At 63.0% G+C, this 15,435-nt stretch carries 20 protein-coding genes and 1 pseudogene; 8 read left to right on the top strand and 13 right to left on the bottom strand.

Features of this window, described 5'->3' with window-relative positions:
- The first annotated feature begins 132 nt into the window (after positions 1-132).
- A complete protein-coding gene (locus RAK07_RS01385) occupies positions 133-570 on the top strand; it encodes a hypothetical protein (RefSeq protein WP_305731072.1) in 438 nt (145 codons plus the stop codon).
- A 97-nt stretch (positions 571-667) separates the two neighbouring features.
- Here the strand turns inward: RAK07_RS01385 and RAK07_RS01380 are convergent, their stop codons facing one another.
- A complete protein-coding gene (locus tag RAK07_RS01380) occupies positions 668-1,123 on the bottom strand; it encodes a universal stress protein (protein WP_305731071.1) in 456 nt (151 codons plus the stop codon).
- Between the two features lie 178 nt (positions 1,124-1,301).
- Here RAK07_RS01380 and RAK07_RS01375 point away from each other — a divergent pair, with 178 nt between their 5' ends.
- Entirely contained in the window at positions 1,302-2,084 is a 783-nt protein-coding gene (locus RAK07_RS01375; RefSeq protein WP_305731070.1) for an IclR family transcriptional regulator, read from the top strand.
- A 115-nt stretch (positions 2,085-2,199) separates the two neighbouring features.
- Here the strand turns inward: RAK07_RS01375 and RAK07_RS01370 are convergent, their stop codons facing one another.
- The 6 genes from RAK07_RS01370 to RAK07_RS01345 form a co-directional block, all read right to left on the bottom strand.
- Positions 2,200-2,952 carry an ABC transporter ATP-binding protein gene (locus RAK07_RS01370; RefSeq protein WP_305731069.1) on the bottom strand — a complete coding sequence of 251 codons (753 nt, stop codon included), beginning with the start codon at positions 2,950-2,952 and terminating at the stop codon, positions 2,200-2,202.
- An 11-nt stretch (positions 2,953-2,963) separates the two neighbouring features.
- Entirely contained in the window at positions 2,964-3,788 is an 825-nt protein-coding gene (locus RAK07_RS01365) for a DUF169 domain-containing protein (RefSeq protein ID WP_305731068.1), read from the bottom strand.
- Positions 3,789-3,808: 20 nt separating this feature from the next.
- The gene (locus tag RAK07_RS01360) at positions 3,809-4,348 is read right to left on the bottom strand and encodes a DTW domain-containing protein (protein ID WP_374215770.1); all 540 of its coding nucleotides are present in this window, start codon (positions 4,346-4,348) and stop codon (positions 3,809-3,811) included.
- Positions 4,329-4,727: a hemerythrin domain-containing protein gene (locus RAK07_RS01355; RefSeq protein WP_305731066.1), complete on the bottom strand. Its 399-nt coding sequence runs from the start codon at positions 4,725-4,727 to the stop codon at positions 4,329-4,331. The genes RAK07_RS01360 and RAK07_RS01355 overlap by 20 nt, the downstream gene beginning before the upstream one ends.
- Positions 4,728-4,878: 151 nt before the next feature.
- Positions 4,879-5,784 carry a cytochrome b5 domain-containing protein gene (locus RAK07_RS01350; RefSeq protein ID WP_305731065.1) on the bottom strand — a complete coding sequence of 302 codons (906 nt, stop codon included), beginning with the start codon at positions 5,782-5,784 and terminating at the stop codon, positions 4,879-4,881.
- Between the two features lie 61 nt (positions 5,785-5,845).
- Positions 5,846-6,832 (bottom strand): SrkA family protein kinase, encoded by a 987-nt coding sequence (locus RAK07_RS01345; protein ID WP_305731064.1) that lies wholly within the window; start codon positions 6,830-6,832, stop codon positions 5,846-5,848.
- A gap of 291 nt (positions 6,833-7,123) precedes the next feature.
- Here RAK07_RS01345 and RAK07_RS01340 point away from each other — a divergent pair, with 291 nt between their 5' ends.
- Positions 7,124-7,711 (top strand): PEP-CTERM sorting domain-containing protein, encoded by a 588-nt coding sequence (locus tag RAK07_RS01340; RefSeq protein WP_305731063.1) that lies wholly within the window; start codon positions 7,124-7,126, stop codon positions 7,709-7,711.
- A 26-nt stretch (positions 7,712-7,737) separates the two neighbouring features.
- Here the strand turns inward: RAK07_RS01340 and RAK07_RS01335 are convergent, their stop codons facing one another.
- Positions 7,738-8,250: a GNAT family N-acetyltransferase gene (locus RAK07_RS01335; RefSeq protein WP_305731062.1), complete on the bottom strand. Its 513-nt coding sequence runs from the start codon at positions 8,248-8,250 to the stop codon at positions 7,738-7,740.
- A gap of 209 nt (positions 8,251-8,459) precedes the next feature.
- Here RAK07_RS01335 and upp point away from each other — a divergent pair, with 209 nt between their 5' ends.
- Together upp and RAK07_RS01325 are read left to right on the top strand one after the other, a co-directional pair.
- On the top strand, positions 8,460-9,086 hold the full coding sequence (upp, locus tag RAK07_RS01330; RefSeq protein ID WP_305731061.1) for a uracil phosphoribosyltransferase: 627 nt from the start codon (positions 8,460-8,462) through the stop codon (positions 9,084-9,086).
- A 12-nt stretch (positions 9,087-9,098) separates the two neighbouring features.
- Positions 9,099-10,352, top strand: coding sequence for a uracil-xanthine permease family protein (locus RAK07_RS01325; RefSeq protein WP_305731060.1), 1,254 nt, complete (start codon positions 9,099-9,101; stop codon positions 10,350-10,352).
- Between the two features lie 94 nt (positions 10,353-10,446).
- Here RAK07_RS01325 and RAK07_RS01320 read toward each other — a convergent pair whose 3' ends face one another.
- From RAK07_RS01320 to RAK07_RS01300, 5 genes are all read right to left on the bottom strand, one after another.
- Entirely contained in the window at positions 10,447-11,070 is a 624-nt protein-coding gene (locus tag RAK07_RS01320; protein WP_305731059.1) for an HAD family hydrolase, read from the bottom strand.
- Between the two features lie 39 nt (positions 11,071-11,109).
- On the bottom strand, positions 11,110-11,601 hold the full coding sequence (locus tag RAK07_RS01315) for a YkgJ family cysteine cluster protein (RefSeq protein ID WP_305731058.1): 492 nt from the start codon (positions 11,599-11,601) through the stop codon (positions 11,110-11,112).
- A 45-nt stretch (positions 11,602-11,646) separates the two neighbouring features.
- Positions 11,647-12,000 carry an MGMT family protein gene (locus RAK07_RS01310; protein ID WP_305731057.1) on the bottom strand — a complete coding sequence of 118 codons (354 nt, stop codon included), beginning with the start codon at positions 11,998-12,000 and terminating at the stop codon, positions 11,647-11,649.
- Positions 11,997-12,254, bottom strand: a complete 258-nt coding sequence (locus RAK07_RS01305; protein WP_305731056.1) for a DUF1653 domain-containing protein — start codon at positions 12,252-12,254, stop codon at positions 11,997-11,999. The genes RAK07_RS01310 and RAK07_RS01305 overlap by 4 nt, the downstream gene beginning before the upstream one ends.
- Before the next feature lie 203 nt (positions 12,255-12,457).
- Positions 12,458-12,865 carry a COG4315 family predicted lipoprotein gene (locus tag RAK07_RS01300; protein WP_305731055.1) on the bottom strand — a complete coding sequence of 136 codons (408 nt, stop codon included), beginning with the start codon at positions 12,863-12,865 and terminating at the stop codon, positions 12,458-12,460.
- A gap of 278 nt (positions 12,866-13,143) precedes the next feature.
- Here RAK07_RS01300 and RAK07_RS01295 point away from each other — a divergent pair.
- From RAK07_RS01295 to RAK07_RS01285, 3 genes and pseudogenes are all read left to right on the top strand, one after another.
- Positions 13,144-13,419: pseudogene (locus tag RAK07_RS01295) on the top strand (peptidylprolyl isomerase); the annotation flags it as partial.
- On the top strand, positions 13,402-13,866 hold the full coding sequence (locus RAK07_RS01290) for an SseB family protein (protein WP_305733457.1): 465 nt from the start codon (positions 13,402-13,404) through the stop codon (positions 13,864-13,866). The pseudogene RAK07_RS01295 and the gene RAK07_RS01290, both read left to right, overlap by 18 nt.
- Positions 13,867-14,083: 217 nt before the next feature.
- The gene (locus tag RAK07_RS01285; RefSeq protein WP_305731054.1) at positions 14,084-15,397 is read left to right on the top strand and encodes a diaminopimelate decarboxylase; all 1,314 of its coding nucleotides are present in this window, start codon (positions 14,084-14,086) and stop codon (positions 15,395-15,397) included.
- Positions 15,398-15,435 lie beyond the last annotated feature (38 nt).

Raw genomic sequence — 15,435 nt, 5'->3', positions numbered from 1 at the left:
ACCGGCTCTGATTGTGTATACCACAGCATCCCGCAACGGCAAGGAGAATAGCCAAGCCCTTTTTTGTGTCCCGTTTCCCAAAAGTGTGCTATTGTTGTACACCTTTACATTATTATTCCCCAGGAGGAAGACGTGAGAACAACAGTTGTTGCTTTGATGATCGCCGCACTCGCCCTGGCTGGCTGCCAGGACAAGCCGAAGACTGAAGCCCCCACCCAGCCCCAGGCAGCCGGTCAGCCGGCAGGCCATCCCCCGGTCGGCGCTCCCATGCCCGGCGCTCCCGCCGGCGACCCCCATGCCGGCATGAAGCCCGCCGACATTCCGGCTGGCGTTCCGACCAAGAAGGCCACGGTAGTCCAGACCATCGACGCCGACGTTTACACTTACATCGAAGCCAAGGGTGATGACGGCAAGAACGTCTGGATGGCCCTGCCCAAGACCAAGGTCGACAAGGGTGCCAGCATCGAGTACCCCTCCGACGTGCCGGCACTGCCCAAGTTCACCAGCAAGACCCTGAACCGCACCTTTGACAACATCCTCTTCGTTTCAGGTATCAAAATCCTGAAATAAAGCAACCGTACGTGCTGTTCATACGCAACGGGGCGTCGTCCATCGGACACGCCCCGTTTTGTCATCTGCAGCAGACACGCTGAGCGCGGTCCTCGACTCAGGCCCTCACCAGATAGACCGAGCAGTGGGCCATCTCGGCAACCCGTCGGGACACGCTGCCTTTCAGCTTGCTCTCAATGAATCCCTTGCTGGAGCTGCCGATCACGATCAGGTCAACCCCTTCCGTCCTGGCAAACTCCACCAGTGTCTCGGCGGGCTCTCCCGCCTCCACGATCATTTCCAGGGGAACATCGTATTCCGCGGCACTTTTTTCGATGATATAGAATATCCGCTTGCGCAGTTCCTCCCACTGCTCGGTCTCGGTCAACGGCTTGACCGGCACGAAATCGGAGTAGGAAGAACTCTGGGCGTTGGGGACCACGAGCAGGGCGAAAATCTTGCTTTTAAACTGGCTGCGGTTACCGGCGGCGATCCGGACGGCTTCTTCAGCCGCTTTATCCGAATAGGGGGAGCCGTCGATTGCCACGAGTATTTTTTTTCTCAGATTCAGCATGTACATCCCTCGGATTGTTTTATTTCCACGGCCTCCTTGTTCAATGCCAAACATCCGATGACCGACTATATCGCAACCATTCTCGCTTGACAATTATAAAACAAGTTTCTATATTTAGAAGACACTTGGCCTGTGCAGTGTGCTTACCACCACGTATCCAGGAAGCAGAGGCGCTATCATGGCACGCAAAGAAAAATCCGAATATCTGATCCAGGCGGTTTCCCACGCCCTGGACCTTCTGGAGCAGTTTCACGACGAGGTTGACGAGCTGGGGGTCACGGAACTCTCCAAGCGGCTGAAGCTGCACAAAAACAATGTATTCCGGCTGTTGGCCACCCTGGAGTCCCGTGGCTATATCGAACAGAATCGCGTTACGGAAAACTACCGGCTGGGCTTGAAAACCCTGGAACTGGGCCAGACGTTCATCAAACAGATGGGCCTGCTGCGTCAGTCCAAACCGATCCTGGAAGCACTGGTCCGTGAATGCAACGAAACCATCTACGTTTCCGTGCTGAAGGATTTCCATATCATCTATCTCGACACGGTGGAAACCACCATGACGGTGCGGGTCGTTCCCCGGGTCGGCTCCCGCCTGCCGGCCTACTGCACCGCCGCCGGCAAAGCCCAGATCGCCCACATGAGTGAGGAGGAGCTGGATCAGTACCTGCCGAACCGCGAGCTGCAGCGGTTCACGCCCAACACCATCACCGACCGGGAAGAACTGAAACGGCAGCTGCGCGTTGTTGCCGAGCAGGGGTATGCAGTCGACGACGAGGAGCTGGATGAAGGGGTGAAGTGCGTCAGCGCGCCGATCCGGGATTATACCCGCCGGATCATCGGTGCCGTCAGCATCTCCGGTCCCTCCATGCGTTTCGGCACCGAGCGTATCGAGCGAGAACTGGTACCGCTGGTCATCAAGGCGGCCGACGAAATTTCCTCCAAGCTGGGCTACACGAAATAGCACCACTTTTCGGACCGGCACTACAGGACAAACGGGGGCGGATATGTCAGCATATCCGCCCCCGTTTTCCGTTCGCAGCTGATACGACGCTCCGCCGGTCCGCACAACAGCATACTCAGACGAAGAGGGATGCGTCGGTGGGATGCAGGAACTCCCGCACCGTGGAAAGCGGGCACCTGCGCAACTCTTCCTCGGTCCCCTCGAACGCCAGCCTGCTTTCGTGCAGCACCGAGAAACGCTGGGAGGTAGCAAAGGCGGTGGGCAGATCGTGGGTCACCATCAGGGTGGTCTTACCGGCCTGCTGCAGCCGGCGCATCAGGGAGACGATGTTGTAGACTCCGATCGGGTCCAGGCCGGTGGTGGGCTCGTCGAAGAAGATGTACTCGGGATCGGCGGCCAGGGCCCGGGCGATGGCCACCCGCTTCTTCATGCCGCCGGACAGCTCGGCCGGATAGAGGTCAAGAGCCGCCTCCACCCCGACAAAACGCAACTTTTCCCGGACGATCTCCTCAATCTCCGCTTCGGGAAGCCGCCCCTCCTCAAACAGCCGGTAGCCGACGTTCTCTCCCACGGTCATGGAGTCGAACAGCGCCCCTCCCTGAAAAACGATGGCGATCTTCTTGCGCTGTTCCCGATACTCTGCCTCGGAGCGGCCGGTGATTTCCAGGTCGCCGATATGGATCCGGCCGCTCTGGGGATGGATCAGGCCCAGCATCAGCTTGAGGATCGTGGTCTTGCCGGCACCACTCACCCCCAGGATGGTACGGTTTACCCCCCGCTCCAGTACCAGGTCGAAATCGGTCAAAATAATCCGTCCCCCCACCCGGTAGCAGACTTTTTCCATCCGTATGCTCTGACTCGTCTCCATCGGAACCGTACTCAGGCTTCGCCTTTCAGCGTCAGCCAGGGATGCTGCTCCAGAAAACTGCCCGCGACGCACGCCTCCATCTCCAGGAAGCGCCGGTAGGGCATGGTGAAGGTCAGGACATCCCTGCCCGTCTGGGAGCGAAGGTAGGCCCGGGCCGACAGGTCCATCAGCCCGGCGATGCAGCGTGGCTGTTCGCGCTGTGCCTCACGGTAGGAGAGGATGCCGATGGACTGGCAGCCGGCAACGTAGGGAATGGCCACGTTCTCGAGGCCGGGACGGTCGTAGTTGGCCAGCACCACCAGGGCGGCGAGCTGGTCGCTGGTCACCAGCATGGTCACCGAGGCCGGCTCCCCCTGGCCCGGCTCAAGGCGGTTGAACGGTACAAAGGCTACATAGCGACTGGCCACCTCGGTCATCGGCAGTTCCTCGACAAACTGGCGTACCAGCTCCGGGCTCTGCTTGTAGCGCTCTCCGTGCAGGAAGTGCTGCACGAATTCCTTGCGTGCCCCCCCCGCTTCCATCCCGGCAGCGATCGCCTCCCCCGGCTCCCACCCCTCGTTACCGCTGGAGAGAAAGTTGCAAAACCCCTGCATACTGCCGGGAAACTGCCGGTAGGTATTGCCGAACCCCAGGGCAACGCCGCCACCGAAGCAGCCGTAGGAGCGGCTGTCGAACACGGCAATCTTTCCCTTGGTTGCCGCTGCGCCGAACATGCTCACCACGCAGCCCCATTTCCCTTCGTCGAACTGCAACGCTCCTTCCGGCTTCTCATCGGTCAACAGCAGGGCCACCGGCTCGCTGGCAAGACCGATGGCAGTGGCAATGGCACTCTGCATGGCACCCTCCCTTTCGATGCTCATTCGTTGAACGGCTCGCTTCCGGCGGCGCCCATGGCCGACCGGGGTCGCATGTTCGCCAAAAACACCTGTTCCAGTCGCTCAGCCGTGGCATTCTCTCCCAGGCAGCGCAGAATCTCGATCACGCACTCGGCAGTGCAAAGCCCCGCCTCCTTCTGGTTCTTGCGCAGGTTGTAGCGCGACGCTTTTCCCGGTTTCAGGGCAACCCTGCGGGCCCGCTGCAGATAGGGGCTGCGCTGGTGGATGTGGCGGGCTTCATGCCAGGTACCGTCGATGATGATGAACTGACTGATGCCGGAAAGGTCCGCAGCCGGCTCATCGCCGCGTCCGGGATAGACCAGCGCCACATCGCCGGCCTCGATTTCCCGGAGCAACTGCTCCGGCGGACGGGTCCGCTCCCAGCGCACCTGCTCGGCAGCATTCCCCAGCACCTCCAGTACCATGCGCCCGGTGTTGGAGCGTTTGGGAAACTCCTTGAAATGGGTCAGCAGGGTGAACTTCACGGTCTGCCGGCAGCCGTCACGGTGCCTTCTCCAGATAAGGATAGAGCACCGCCTCTTCGGTCACGATCCGGTTGGTGAGCAGCGAGAACAGGCGGGCCACGTCGCGGGCGTAGTCCAGCGACTGAACCGGAGCGCTGTACCGCTGGTAGAACTGGTTCGCCTCGGCAGTGATCTCCTGCATCTCCCCCCGAAAGCGGTCGAGCAGCGTCCGCAGGTTGTCGTCCCGGACAGCGGCCTGTTCCAGACGGGGATAGAGGTCCAGATCCTCGTGCAGAACATGGGCATGCAGGATTTCGCGCAGCCGCTGCAGTCCGGCAAACCCGTCAGGCGTGACCACCCCGTGCTGCTTGATCAGGGCCACCTGGGCCTTCAACGCCTCATGCTCCTGTTTCAGTGCGGTAAGCAGATTCTGCATGGTCCCCTCGTTATCGCGTTAGTGCTGCCGGCGGTGCGCCGGAACCTGTCAACCGCAGACTACGCGAAGCGGCCGCAACGGTCAAGGGACCAGGACCGCACGGTTCTGGGAGTGCCAGCGTTCCAGGAGGAGCGCGGACGGGGAGCCGTCCCTACCACCAGCGCCAGAGCGCCAGGATCAGCACGATCAGGAAGACGATTGCCAGATTCATGTAGGCCATGAAGAAGAAGACCCGCTCGTGCAACGGTGCCGGCCGCGTCAGGCCGGGCACCAGGCGTCCCACTGCCGGCAGCCGCTCCACCTGCTCGGTACCGTGGGGGGCCTGGGAGAGCACTTCGGTCAGGTCGCTGCCGGCCTGGTGACGCCCCATGTGATTTCCCTGCTTCCAGAGACGGCTGGCGGTCGCATCATAGATGGTGCCGTTGAAGGCGAAGAGAGCCGGGCGCCCTTCCGCACCGTCGCAACGGGACAACTCTTCGATACTCATCTCGCCGCTGGTCACCAGCACAGCCTCCTCCGTCCGCTTTCTGCGCAGGCGGGGGCCGATCACCGTGATCACGAAGGTCGCCGACGTGACCATCACCAGGTAGAGGGAAATCTTGACCAGCAACAGAACACCGAAGCGGGAGTGCAGCAGAAGCTCCGGGGAGGCGACCCGGAAGGTGGTAAGGATGATGCCGGTGATCCCCATGACGGCCATGGAGGCGATACCCACCCGCAGCTCGCCGCGGGGCAGGCCGCTGGAGGCGTAGGCCGGTTTGAGCACCAAGTGGACATAGAGGATGGTGCCGAACCAGAGGATGGCGGTAAGCAGGTGCAGATAACCGGCAACGAAGCGCAGGCCCCTGGCGGCAGGCGACAGGGCGGGGCGGGACGCTTCGCTGCCAAGGGAGGTGGCAAAGGCCGTGCCTTCTGCCGTCAATTCACCGCCGCCGGCCGGATCGACGTGGCAGGCGGCACAGCTCTTACCGGTGCGGCCGGCGTATTCCTCGGTGGCCAGGACCGGTGCGCTGCACAGCAGCAACAGCGGTAGCAGTAGGGGCAGGCATCGTTTCATGGGGGTGATATACCGGCTGCGGGCGGGGATGTCAACGCCCCTTGTCGCTCGCGCATTCCGCTCAATGCACTGCCAGGGGAGGTTCGTCCAGGGCGGCCAGCTGCTCACGCAGTTCCAGAATATGCTCCCCCCAGTAGCGCACGGTGTTGAACCAGGGAAAGGTGGCCGGAAAGACCGGATCGTCCCAGCGCCGGGCCAGCCAGGCACTGTAGTGCAGCATGCGCAGGGTGCGCAGCGGCTCGATCAGCCGCAGCTCCGCCGGATCGAAGTCATGAAACTCGCCATACCCCTCCAGCAGGGTATCAAGCTGAGCCAGACGGCGACGGCGGTCGCCGGAGAGCATCATCCAGAGATCCTGCACCGCCGGAGCCATGCGGGCATCGTCGAAATCGACAAAATGAGGGGCATTGTCACGCCAGAGGATGTTGCCGCTGTGGCAGTCGCCATGAACGCGGATGGAACGAACCGGCCCCGCCTCCGCCAGCCGCCGGTCGATCTTCTCAAGGAGCTGGCCGGTCAGGGAGGTGTAACTGTCGCGATACTCCGCCGGGATGAAATGCTCACGGATCAGCTCCACGCTCTCGTAGCCGAAACTCGTGCTGTCAAGAGCGGGCCGATGCCGGAAGGCGGCCACCCCGCCGATGCGGTGCATCCGCCCCAGTATCCGTCCCAGGATCAGCAGGTTGTCCAGATTGTCGAACTCCGGCGCATGCCCCCCCTGTTGCGGATAGAGAGCGAAACTGAAGCCGCAGTACCTGAACAGACTTTCGCCCGCAGCGGCGCACCAGGGAGCCACCACCGGCAGCTCGTGATCGGCCAGCTCCCGGCAGAACCGGTGCTCCTCGACAATCTGCTCGTCGCTCCAGCGGCCGGGACGGTAAAATTTGGCGATCAGCGGCCGTTCTTCCTCGATCCCCACCAGGTAGACCCGGTTTTCGTAGCTGTTCAGGGCCAGGTTGCGACAGTCGCAGCGGAACCCCTGGCTTTCCACGGCGTCCATGATCAAATCGGGGGTCAGGTTCTGAAAGGGATGGCTGCTCGTCTGCATGGTCGCTCCCGCTGCGGTCGGTTGGAAATGAGGGACATCGGCCGCAGAAGCAGCTTACCGCCGCGGACCAGAAAGGAAAAGAACCTTTGTGACATGCAAGCGTCGATAAACCCGTCAGCTCCGTCCGGACAGTTTACAGTTTACGTCGCCGGCGTCTGCAGCGAGGATAGGCAGACCTGCGTTTATCTCGCCAGATCAGGCAGTTGGCAGCGGTCACCCTCGTGGCATGCAGGCTGCAGCTACGTCATCCGAACAGACGCCATGCCATCTGCGGCAGGGGAGGGGGATCACATGAAAGGACTGTTTCTCGCGCTCGCACTACTGCTCTGCGTACTGCCGGCCCCGGCGGCGGCAACCCGGATAGTCATCGCCGAATACGACGTTTCCGCCGCTGCGGAGGCTGCCGGCCAGGAACTGTTTGCGTCGGCACCGGACAACCAGCCCGGCTATTTTACGGTAGGCATCGGCGATATGGATTATTTCGTCATGTTCAGGGTCCATGCCGCCGATGTCGGCAGGACCCTTGCCTACTGGTCCGGCCCCCCGCTTCCTCCGGGCAGCGACTCCGGCGACTATTTCATCCGTACCATCACCGGCTATCCCTTCACCACGGAGGAGGCGCGGCAGTTCGGCACGCTGCTGCCGGTCATCTACGGCTTCAGCCAGGGGAGCGTCATCCGGCACCAGGTGGTGTCCAACCCCCGTCTTGACGACTACCTCATCCAGGGCGTCTACCTGGCGGTATCCGAAAGCATGGACAGCGGCAGGCCGGCAGTCACCACGCTGCTCTACGCCGATGCCGCACCGGTCCCGGAACCCTCCAGCCTGCTCTTGCTCGGCGTCGGCCTAGCCGGGCTCGTTCTGGTGCGACGGCGCTGACCGGGAAACCGGCCGGCACAGCCCCGTCAGCGCGGACGCCGCCGGCGCTTCTGCAGCGACGTACCGCTTCTAAACGCCGGTTCGTACCCCACCGTGAAAGCGGAGGCCGGATCGCTGCGCATGCTCATGAAGTGGGCGTTGTTGTTGTCAAAGGGGCAGAGCGGCTGCTTGCAGGGTTCAAAACCGAACCGCCGGTAGTAGTCCGGCTCCCCCAGCACGAACAGCGGCTGATTCCTGATCGCCTCCTGGCGCAGGGCAAAGCGCAGCAACTCCGACCCCACCCCCCGGCGCTGAAAATCCGGTGCCACCGCCATGGGCGCCAGGTGCAGCCCGCACACCTCCCTGCCGTGGTAGGCGTTGGTAAAGGCAAGGTAGGCGATCACCCTGCCGCTCTGGATGCAGACCCATTCGTGGAGCGGCGTGCCGTTTCCGTGGAGCTGCCGCACCAGCGTCACCTCATAGCTGCTGCCGGGAAACGCCCGCTCCAACAGGGCGTATACCTTGGGACGCTGCTCGATGCCGACCGTCTGAATTTTCATCTTCCCGCGTACTCCCTTCCCTGACCGGATAACGAACAGGTGTACCGCATTCCCGTGCGCCACGGCACCGAAAGCGGCAGCGCTGCCCGGCCGGGGTACGGCACTGACTGTCCCCGGCCCGCTCCTGCCTGCAGCCTCTTGACCTGTGGCTCGTTGGCCTGTATTTTCTTCGCTTCACCACCCACCCCACCCGCCGGAGGAGCCGCACCGTGGCCGTCTACGAAGTCAAGCACCCCCTGATCCAGCATAAAATCGGTCTGCTGCGCAAAGCGGATCTGAGCACCAAGCAGTGCCGCGAACTGGCCTCCGAAATCGCGCGGCTGCTGACCTACGAGGCAACCAAGGACCTGGAGACCGAGACCATCACCGTCACCGGCTGGGCCGGGCCGGTCGAGGTCCGGCAGATCAAGGGGAAGAAGATCACGGTAGTGCCGATCCTGCGTGCCGGCCTGGGGATGATGAACGGCGTCCTGGACATGATCCCCAGCGCCCGGGTCAGCGTGGTGGGACTCTACCGCAACGAGGAGACGCTGGAACCGGTCTCCTACTACGAAAAATTCGCCACCGGCATGGAGGAGCGCACCGCCCTGATCATCGACCCGATGCTCGCCACCGGCGGTTCGCTGCTGGCAACCATCGAGATGCTCAAGGAGACCGGCTGCCAACGGATCAAGGGACTCTTCCTGGTCGCCGTCCCCGAGGGGATCGAGCGGATTACCAGCGCCCATCCCGACGTGGAGATTTACGTTGCCTCCATCGACGAACGGCTCAACGAACGCGGCTACATTCTTCCCGGGCTCGGCGATGCCGGGGATAAAATCTTCGGCACGAAATAGGAGCCCCGAACCATGACCAGCACGCCCGATCCGGTCTGGCGCACCGCCCTTGCCGGCGCCCAGATTCTCTTCGTCGCCTTCGGCGCCACCGTCCTCGTTCCCCTGCTGACCGGCCTCAACCCCAGCCTGGCCCTGCTGGGGGCGGGGATCGGCACCCTAATCTTCCAGCTCTGCACCAAACGGCAGGTGCCGATCTACCTCGGCTCCTCCTTCGCCTTTATCGCGCCGGTGATCTATGCCGTGAAAACCTGGGGGATGCCGGCAACCATCGGCGCCCTGGCCGCCGCCAGTTTCTTCTATTACGTGGCCGCCGGCCTCGTCAAGTGGCGCGGGGTCGATTTCATCCATCGCCTGCTGCCGCCGGTGGTCATCGGCCCGGTGGTCATGGTCATCGGCCTGGGGCTCGCCCAGGTGGCCGTCAACATGGCCACCGGCAAGGCGGGGGACAGCCAGGTCGTGCCCCACGGCACCGCCCTGGCCGTGGCCGCCATCTCCCTGACCGCAACCATGCTGACCGCCATCCATGCCCGCGGCCTGCTCAAGCTGGTTCCGATCCTGGTGGGGGTGGCGGTGGGCTACGGCACCTCGCTCGCTCTCGGCCTGGTTGACTTCAGCAGCGTGCTCAACGCTCCCTGGCTGGCGGTACCGCAGTTCGGCCGCCCCGAATTCAACCTGGCGGCCATCCTTTTCATGATCCCGGTGGCCATCGCTCCGGTGGTGGAGCATGTCGGCGGCATCCTGGCCATCGGTTCCGTGGTCGGCCGCGACTACACCGAACAGCCCGGACTGCACCGCACCCTGCTGGGAGACGGCCTGGCGGTCAGCGTCGTTGGTCTCTTCGGCGGTCCGCCGGTCACCACCTACGGCGAAGTGACCGGTGCGGTCATGCTCACCCGCAACTACAACCCGGTCGTGATGACCTGGGCCGCCTGCTTCGCCATCATGATGGCCTTTGTCGGCAAATTCGGCGCCCTGCTGCAGACGATCCCGCTGCCGGTCATGGGCGGCATCATGATCCTGCTCTTCGGCTCCATCGCCGGCATCGGCCTGAAAACCATCATCGACGGCAGGGTGGACCTGATGAAGCCGCGCAACCTCTGCATCGTCTCCGTCACCCTGGTCACCGGCATCGGCGGCCTGGGGCTCACCATCGGCAGCTTCAGCCTGCAGGGGATCAGCCTCTGCGGCGTGCTGGCGGTGCTGCTCAACCAGATTCTTCCCGCCGGGGAACGGGAGGAGGAGGAAGGCCGGAGCACCGCACACTGAACACGCCGCAGGCAGTCGAAAGGGCCGGCTGTTTCACGGAAACGGACCGGCCCTTTCTTGTGCCCGCACCCGGCGGCACTCTCCCGCAGCCCCGCTAACCGGGACCCAGCAGCGCCGGCAGCTCGCCTATTTCCTGCAACAGCCAGCGGGCAGCGCTGAAATCGCCGCCGCGGTTCAGTTCACCGGGAATCGCCGCCACGCACAGCCCGGCGCGGGCGGCGGAAACCACCCCCCGCTCCGAATCCTCGATGGCCAGGCAGCGGGCCGGATGAATCCCGGCCCGGATGCAGGCGGTGCGGTACGGCTCCGGGTCCGGCTTGGAGACCGCGTAGTCCTCGCGGGTGAGGATGAAGTCAAAATAATCCAGCAGGCCGCTCTCCCGGTGCATCTGCACAAAATGCTCCCGCCGGCAGCTGGTGACAATGGCCATGGCAAACCGGCCGTGGAGCTGCTCCAGGGTGTCCCGCACCCCGCTGATCACCCGCGCCTCTTCACCCAGCAGCCGGAAGTAGATTTCGTCGCGGCGCCGGCGCAGTTCCGTCCCGTCACCGCCGGCCAGGGCAAGCACACTCTCTCCCCGGCGCAGGGAGATGCGGCGGAAGTCGTCAAGGGTCAGCTCCACCCCCACGTCGGCCAGGGCCGCGGCATTGGCCCGGTAGTAGAGGTGCTCGGTCTCCATCAGCACCCCGTCGTTATCCCAGAACAGCGCGTCAAACATTCGTACGGCACCTTTCAGACCAGAAGACGTCAGCAAACATCAGCCGCCGTAGCCCCCCTGGTACGGACCGATGATCCGCTCCAGATGGGGTTTGAGAAACGCGAAGAGCCCCAGCATCACTTCAGCGGGGTTCCGGCAGGAGTGGCGGGAGGCTGCGACATTGTAGTAGATCCGGCAGGCAAAGGGGCGCATGCCGTAGATGCCGCAGTTCCGCCTGACCTGATTGAAAAAGGGACAGAAACCGTTGTTGTCCCGTTGCTGCGGCAGCAGGTCCAGGATCGTCCGCTCCCAGGCAAACACGTCGGGACGACAGCAACAGCAGGAACCGGTGGCGCAGCCGCTGCCCCCCGCTTCGGTCCGGCAGAAGCTCTGGGCAAACAGGCGGCTGCCGAACCGGTCGGCTGCCCGGTACAGGAACGCGATCTGCCGCTCCGGCTCTTTTCCGGCCCGCTCGGCCCAGACGACCCGGCGCTTGAGCCGTTCGATCTCCCGCACGACCCGTGTCGCGGTATGTTCCGGCATGCTGTTCATGGCAGGATTCTCACCCGACAGACCAAACGATTGCAAGCATGGCTATCAGGGCGGGAGACCGTCATCGTCCGTATCGGCCCGGGCCGGCTGCCAGCCATACACGGCCAGCTCGATCCGACCATGCTCGTCAAACCGCACCCCTTCGGACTCCAGGGCCAGCCGCTGGATCAGCGTGCCGTCGCCGGTACGGCGCGGGCTGACCATCCCCCGGCTGTTGATCACCCGCTGCCAGGGAACGTCATGACCGGCCGGCAGCGCTGCCATGGCAAACCCCACGGTGCGGGCCGTACAGCCGAGCAGCCGGGCAATACGCCCGTAGGTGGTCACCCGTCCCGGCGGCACCTGATGGACCAGGGCGTAGATGCGGCCGTACAGGGTACGGACGGAACCGCTGGTCACGACCGGTCTCCACCTTCGCCAGCCGGGATAGTGTCGCGGGCAAAGCGCGGCAGCTCCCGGCCATTCACCACCACTGTCTCCATGAACATGGCCACCGGCCGCACCCAGAGGGAATTATTGTCGTACAGGCAGCGATAGACCACCAGCCGTTCGCCGGTTTCACTGTGACGGGCCGTGCCGACAACCTCGTATTCGCCCCCTTTGTAGTGCCGATAGCGCCCCGGCAGCGGCTCATCGTGCCTGACGGTTTCCATCCAGCCTCCCCATCCAGCTTGCAGTATCATGTGTGCGGCAGTGCACGGTCCGTCATGGCCATGAAATACCAGGCAGGTTCCCCGCTGCAGCAGGCGTTGACTCTACCCTGCCATGCCGCCTCTGCGCAACGGTTCATGCCTGCAAACAAACAGAGGACGGCCCTGGGGCCGTCCTCTGTCAAGGCAGATCGTTCCGTTGCCGGCTAGGGAACGGCCACGTGCCAGACACTGTTCACCCCTTGGCCGGCCGTGTCCCCCGGCTTCATATCCTTGAAAAAGTAGTACAACGGCATTCCCTTGTAGGTTGTCTGCTTTTTGCCGTCGCTCCGCACTATGACTCCGAAGTCTCCGGCCCGCAGCTCTTTGGGAACCGTCACCGCCTCAGCGGTGAACAGGGGCCATTTCTCGACGCATGGACCTGCACAGGCACTGGTGCCCGCTGTATCCTTCTTGAACAGGTACAGGGTCATCCCCTTTTCATCGGTCAGGTAGGTGCCGATTCCATCCTTGGTCATGACACCGACGGCAGCCGCACTGGCTATATTCGACACCAGCAGCAGAGCTGCTGCCACGGCGAGCATTCCGGATATCGCGCTCTTCAGCGTTTTCATGAGCATGCCCTCCTTTGTGATGTGTGTGTACTTACACAGTAGTCCTCTGTCTTGATTCTTGTCAAAACAAAACATCAGGCGCGTTCCCTTTAGACAACAGGCCGGTTTCCTGCCCCGATAGCGGAAAGAGCACCTACGGAAAAAACGCGGATTATGGCGTTCAGAATGACGAGCGTCGGAGACACGGAGAGCATCCCGGGCATGCATCATGCCGATTGCCATACCTGCCCGATTCCGCTACTATCCCCCGGCTGTTCCATCCCTTGTAAGGAGTTCCCATGCCCGCGAATGCCCGCCACATCCTCGTGGATACCGAAGCCCTCTGCCTGCAGCTCAAGGCCGAGATAGAAGCCGGCGCCGACTTTGCCGACGTTGCCCGGCGCGAATCATCCTGCCCCTCCCGCCAGCAGGGTGGCGATCTCGGCACCTTCAACCCCGGCCAGATGGTGCCCGAGTTCGATGCGGCGGTCTTTACCGGCGACGTGAACAGGGTGCTCGGTCCGGTCAAGACCCAGTTCGGCTATCACCTGATCGAAGTGACCAAGCGCTGGGAGGGTGACCCGGCAGCGGAGGCACGCCCCCTCGACCAGGCGCTTTTGGCCCTGCGCGAAGGGATGGACGATGCCACCAGCCAGTCGAAGTTCTACGACCTCTTCCTCAACACCACCTTCTGCGTGCCGATTCTGGACAAAAGCGAGCTGAGCGGCGACGTCACCCTTGAGGAAGGGCAGGTCCTGCCGCTGATCATCGAATCCGACGGAAACGACTACCTGATGATCTTCGACAGCGAGGAGCGGCTGAAAAACTGGGCAGGAGAAAAAACCGCCTGGGTGCCGGTGCCGGGGCACATGCTGGCCACCACCACCGTGCCGCCGCTCCACATGGCCATGAACGTGGGGACCGAGTATTCGAAGCAGTTCCTGCCCGACGAGATCGCCTGGCTGCGGGAGGTTGTGGAACGCTGCAATCAGGCGGCAGCTGAGCAGGGGAAAGCGGACTGACCCTTCCCACCTGGTGCGATGAAACGCCGACGGCGGCCCACCGGCCGCCGTTTTTCGTAGCGCTGCTCTTCCCGGCACACCGCCGCCCGCCCGCAATGCTTCAGAGAGGTATTGCGCCGCGCTGGTCGAAAATGCTACATAGATTAACTCATTACTTCGGCTGACCGGAACGACTGCCCCCTGTGCCGGGTACATTACCTACCATGGAGTTGACACAATGACACACTTTGGTCCGACCAAACTGGACGCCGCCGTTATCCCGAAAATTGCCGCGCAATGGGGCACCCCGATCTACCTGCACGACCAGGAGTATATCGAGAACAGCTGCGAACAACTGCTTAACATGCCCAACGCCTTTGGCCTGCATGTCCGCTACGCCATGAAAGCCAACTCCGACCGCACCGTGCTGCGGGTGGTCACCAACAAGGGGCTGGACCTGGACTGCTCCTCCCTGGATGAGGCGGCCCGCGCCCATGTAGCCGGCATTCCCTACAGCCGGATGATGCTGACCACCCAGGAAGTGCCGTCGGGCACGGAACGTGCCGAACTGGAAGAGATGATCAAGGCGGGGCTCAGGTACAACGTCTGCTCCCTGCTGCAGTTTCAACTGATTGCCGACTTTGCCGGGGCCAACAAGGTTGACCTCTCCATCCGGGTTCATCCGGGCGCGGCAGGCGGCGGTGAAAGCGCCACCCGGGACACCGGCAGCGAATACTCCTGCTTCGGCGTGCACCTGAATGATGTGCCCAGGGTCAAGGCGATGGCCGACGAAAAAGGGCTGCGCTTCACCCAGGTGCACGTCCATATCGGCTCCGGCGGCGATCCGGAAAAATGGCGGGCCAACATCGACCGCGAGCTGGGTTTTGTGCGGGACTACTTCCCGGATGCCGTCACCGTCAGCTTCGGCGGCGGCCTGAAGGTGGCCCGGATGCCGGGTGAGAAACAGGCCGACATCGCCTCCCTGGGGGCCTACGCCAAACACCGGATCGAGGAGTTCAAGGCAGCCACCGGCCGGGAGCTTGAAATGGAGATCGAGCCGGGTACCTTTGTGGTGGCCAACTCCGGCCATATCGTCACCCGGATCATTGACAAGAAATTCACCAACGAGATGAACTTCCTGATCGTGGACGGCGGCATGGAACTGCTGACCCGACCGCTTCTGTACGGTTCCGAGCATCCGATATACATCGTGCGCCAGGACGGCACGCTGCTCTCCAGCGAGTACGACCAGACGCCCACGGCCGGGCTGAAATCCTTCGGTATCGTGGGGCGCTGCTGCGAAAGCGGCGACTCGGTCCGCCTGGACAAGGACGGGAACATCGTGCCGGTGGAGATCATTGAACCGGAGATCGGCGACTATGTGGTCATCGGCGGCACCGGGGCCTACTCCGAAAGCATGTCGCCGGAGAACTACAACTCCCACCGCAAGCCGGGGGCGGTCATGAAGACCAACAGCGGCGAACTGGTGCTGATCAGGAAAAAGCAGGTGCGGGAACAGCTGGTCCAGAACGAGCTGGACGTCCAGCTGTAATCAACGCCGCAGGCTGACAACGCAAGAGGCCACGGGAT

The organism is Trichlorobacter ammonificans (genome assembly GCF_933509905.1).
GTDB lineage: Bacteria > Desulfobacterota > Desulfuromonadia > Geobacterales > Pseudopelobacteraceae > Trichlorobacter > Trichlorobacter ammonificans.
Note: the sequence above shows the minus strand (reverse complement) of the source record. Positions and strands in the feature narration are given on the sequence as shown.

What these genes read in the sequence shown, in the direction of transcription:
- RAK07_RS01380 (WP_305731071.1), bottom strand. Translation starts at nt 1,123, where the DNA reads ATGCTGAATCTGAGAAAAAAAATACTCGTGGCAATCGACGGCTCCCCC.
- RAK07_RS01375 (WP_305731070.1), top strand. Translation starts at nt 1,302, where the DNA reads ATGGCACGCAAAGAAAAATCCGAATATCTGATCCAGGCGGTTTCCCAC.
- RAK07_RS01370 (WP_305731069.1), bottom strand. Translation starts at nt 2,952, where the DNA reads ATGGAGACGAGTCAGAGCATACGGATGGAAAAAGTCTGCTACCGGGTG.
- RAK07_RS01365 (WP_305731068.1), bottom strand. Translation starts at nt 3,788, where the DNA reads ATGCAGAGTGCCATTGCCACTGCCATCGGTCTTGCCAGCGAGCCGGTG.
- RAK07_RS01355 (WP_305731066.1), bottom strand. Translation starts at nt 4,727, where the DNA reads ATGCAGAATCTGCTTACCGCACTGAAACAGGAGCATGAGGCGTTGAAG.
- RAK07_RS01350 (WP_305731065.1), bottom strand. Translation starts at nt 5,784, where the DNA reads ATGAAACGATGCCTGCCCCTACTGCTACCGCTGTTGCTGCTGTGCAGC.
- RAK07_RS01345 (WP_305731064.1), bottom strand. Translation starts at nt 6,832, where the DNA reads ATGCAGACGAGCAGCCATCCCTTTCAGAACCTGACCCCCGATTTGATC.
- RAK07_RS01340 (WP_305731063.1), top strand. Translation starts at nt 7,124, where the DNA reads ATGAAAGGACTGTTTCTCGCGCTCGCACTACTGCTCTGCGTACTGCCG.
- RAK07_RS01335 (WP_305731062.1), bottom strand. Translation starts at nt 8,250, where the DNA reads ATGAAAATTCAGACGGTCGGCATCGAGCAGCGTCCCAAGGTATACGCC.
- RAK07_RS01325 (WP_305731060.1), top strand. Translation starts at nt 9,099, where the DNA reads ATGACCAGCACGCCCGATCCGGTCTGGCGCACCGCCCTTGCCGGCGCC.
- RAK07_RS01320 (WP_305731059.1), bottom strand. Translation starts at nt 11,070, where the DNA reads ATGTTTGACGCGCTGTTCTGGGATAACGACGGGGTGCTGATGGAGACC.
- RAK07_RS01315 (WP_305731058.1), bottom strand. Translation starts at nt 11,601, where the DNA reads ATGAACAGCATGCCGGAACATACCGCGACACGGGTCGTGCGGGAGATC.
- RAK07_RS01305 (WP_305731056.1), bottom strand. Translation starts at nt 12,254, where the DNA reads ATGGAAACCGTCAGGCACGATGAGCCGCTGCCGGGGCGCTATCGGCAC.
- RAK07_RS01300 (WP_305731055.1), bottom strand. Translation starts at nt 12,865, where the DNA reads ATGAAAACGCTGAAGAGCGCGATATCCGGAATGCTCGCCGTGGCAGCA.
- RAK07_RS01285 (WP_305731054.1), top strand. Translation starts at nt 14,084, where the DNA reads ATGACACACTTTGGTCCGACCAAACTGGACGCCGCCGTTATCCCGAAA.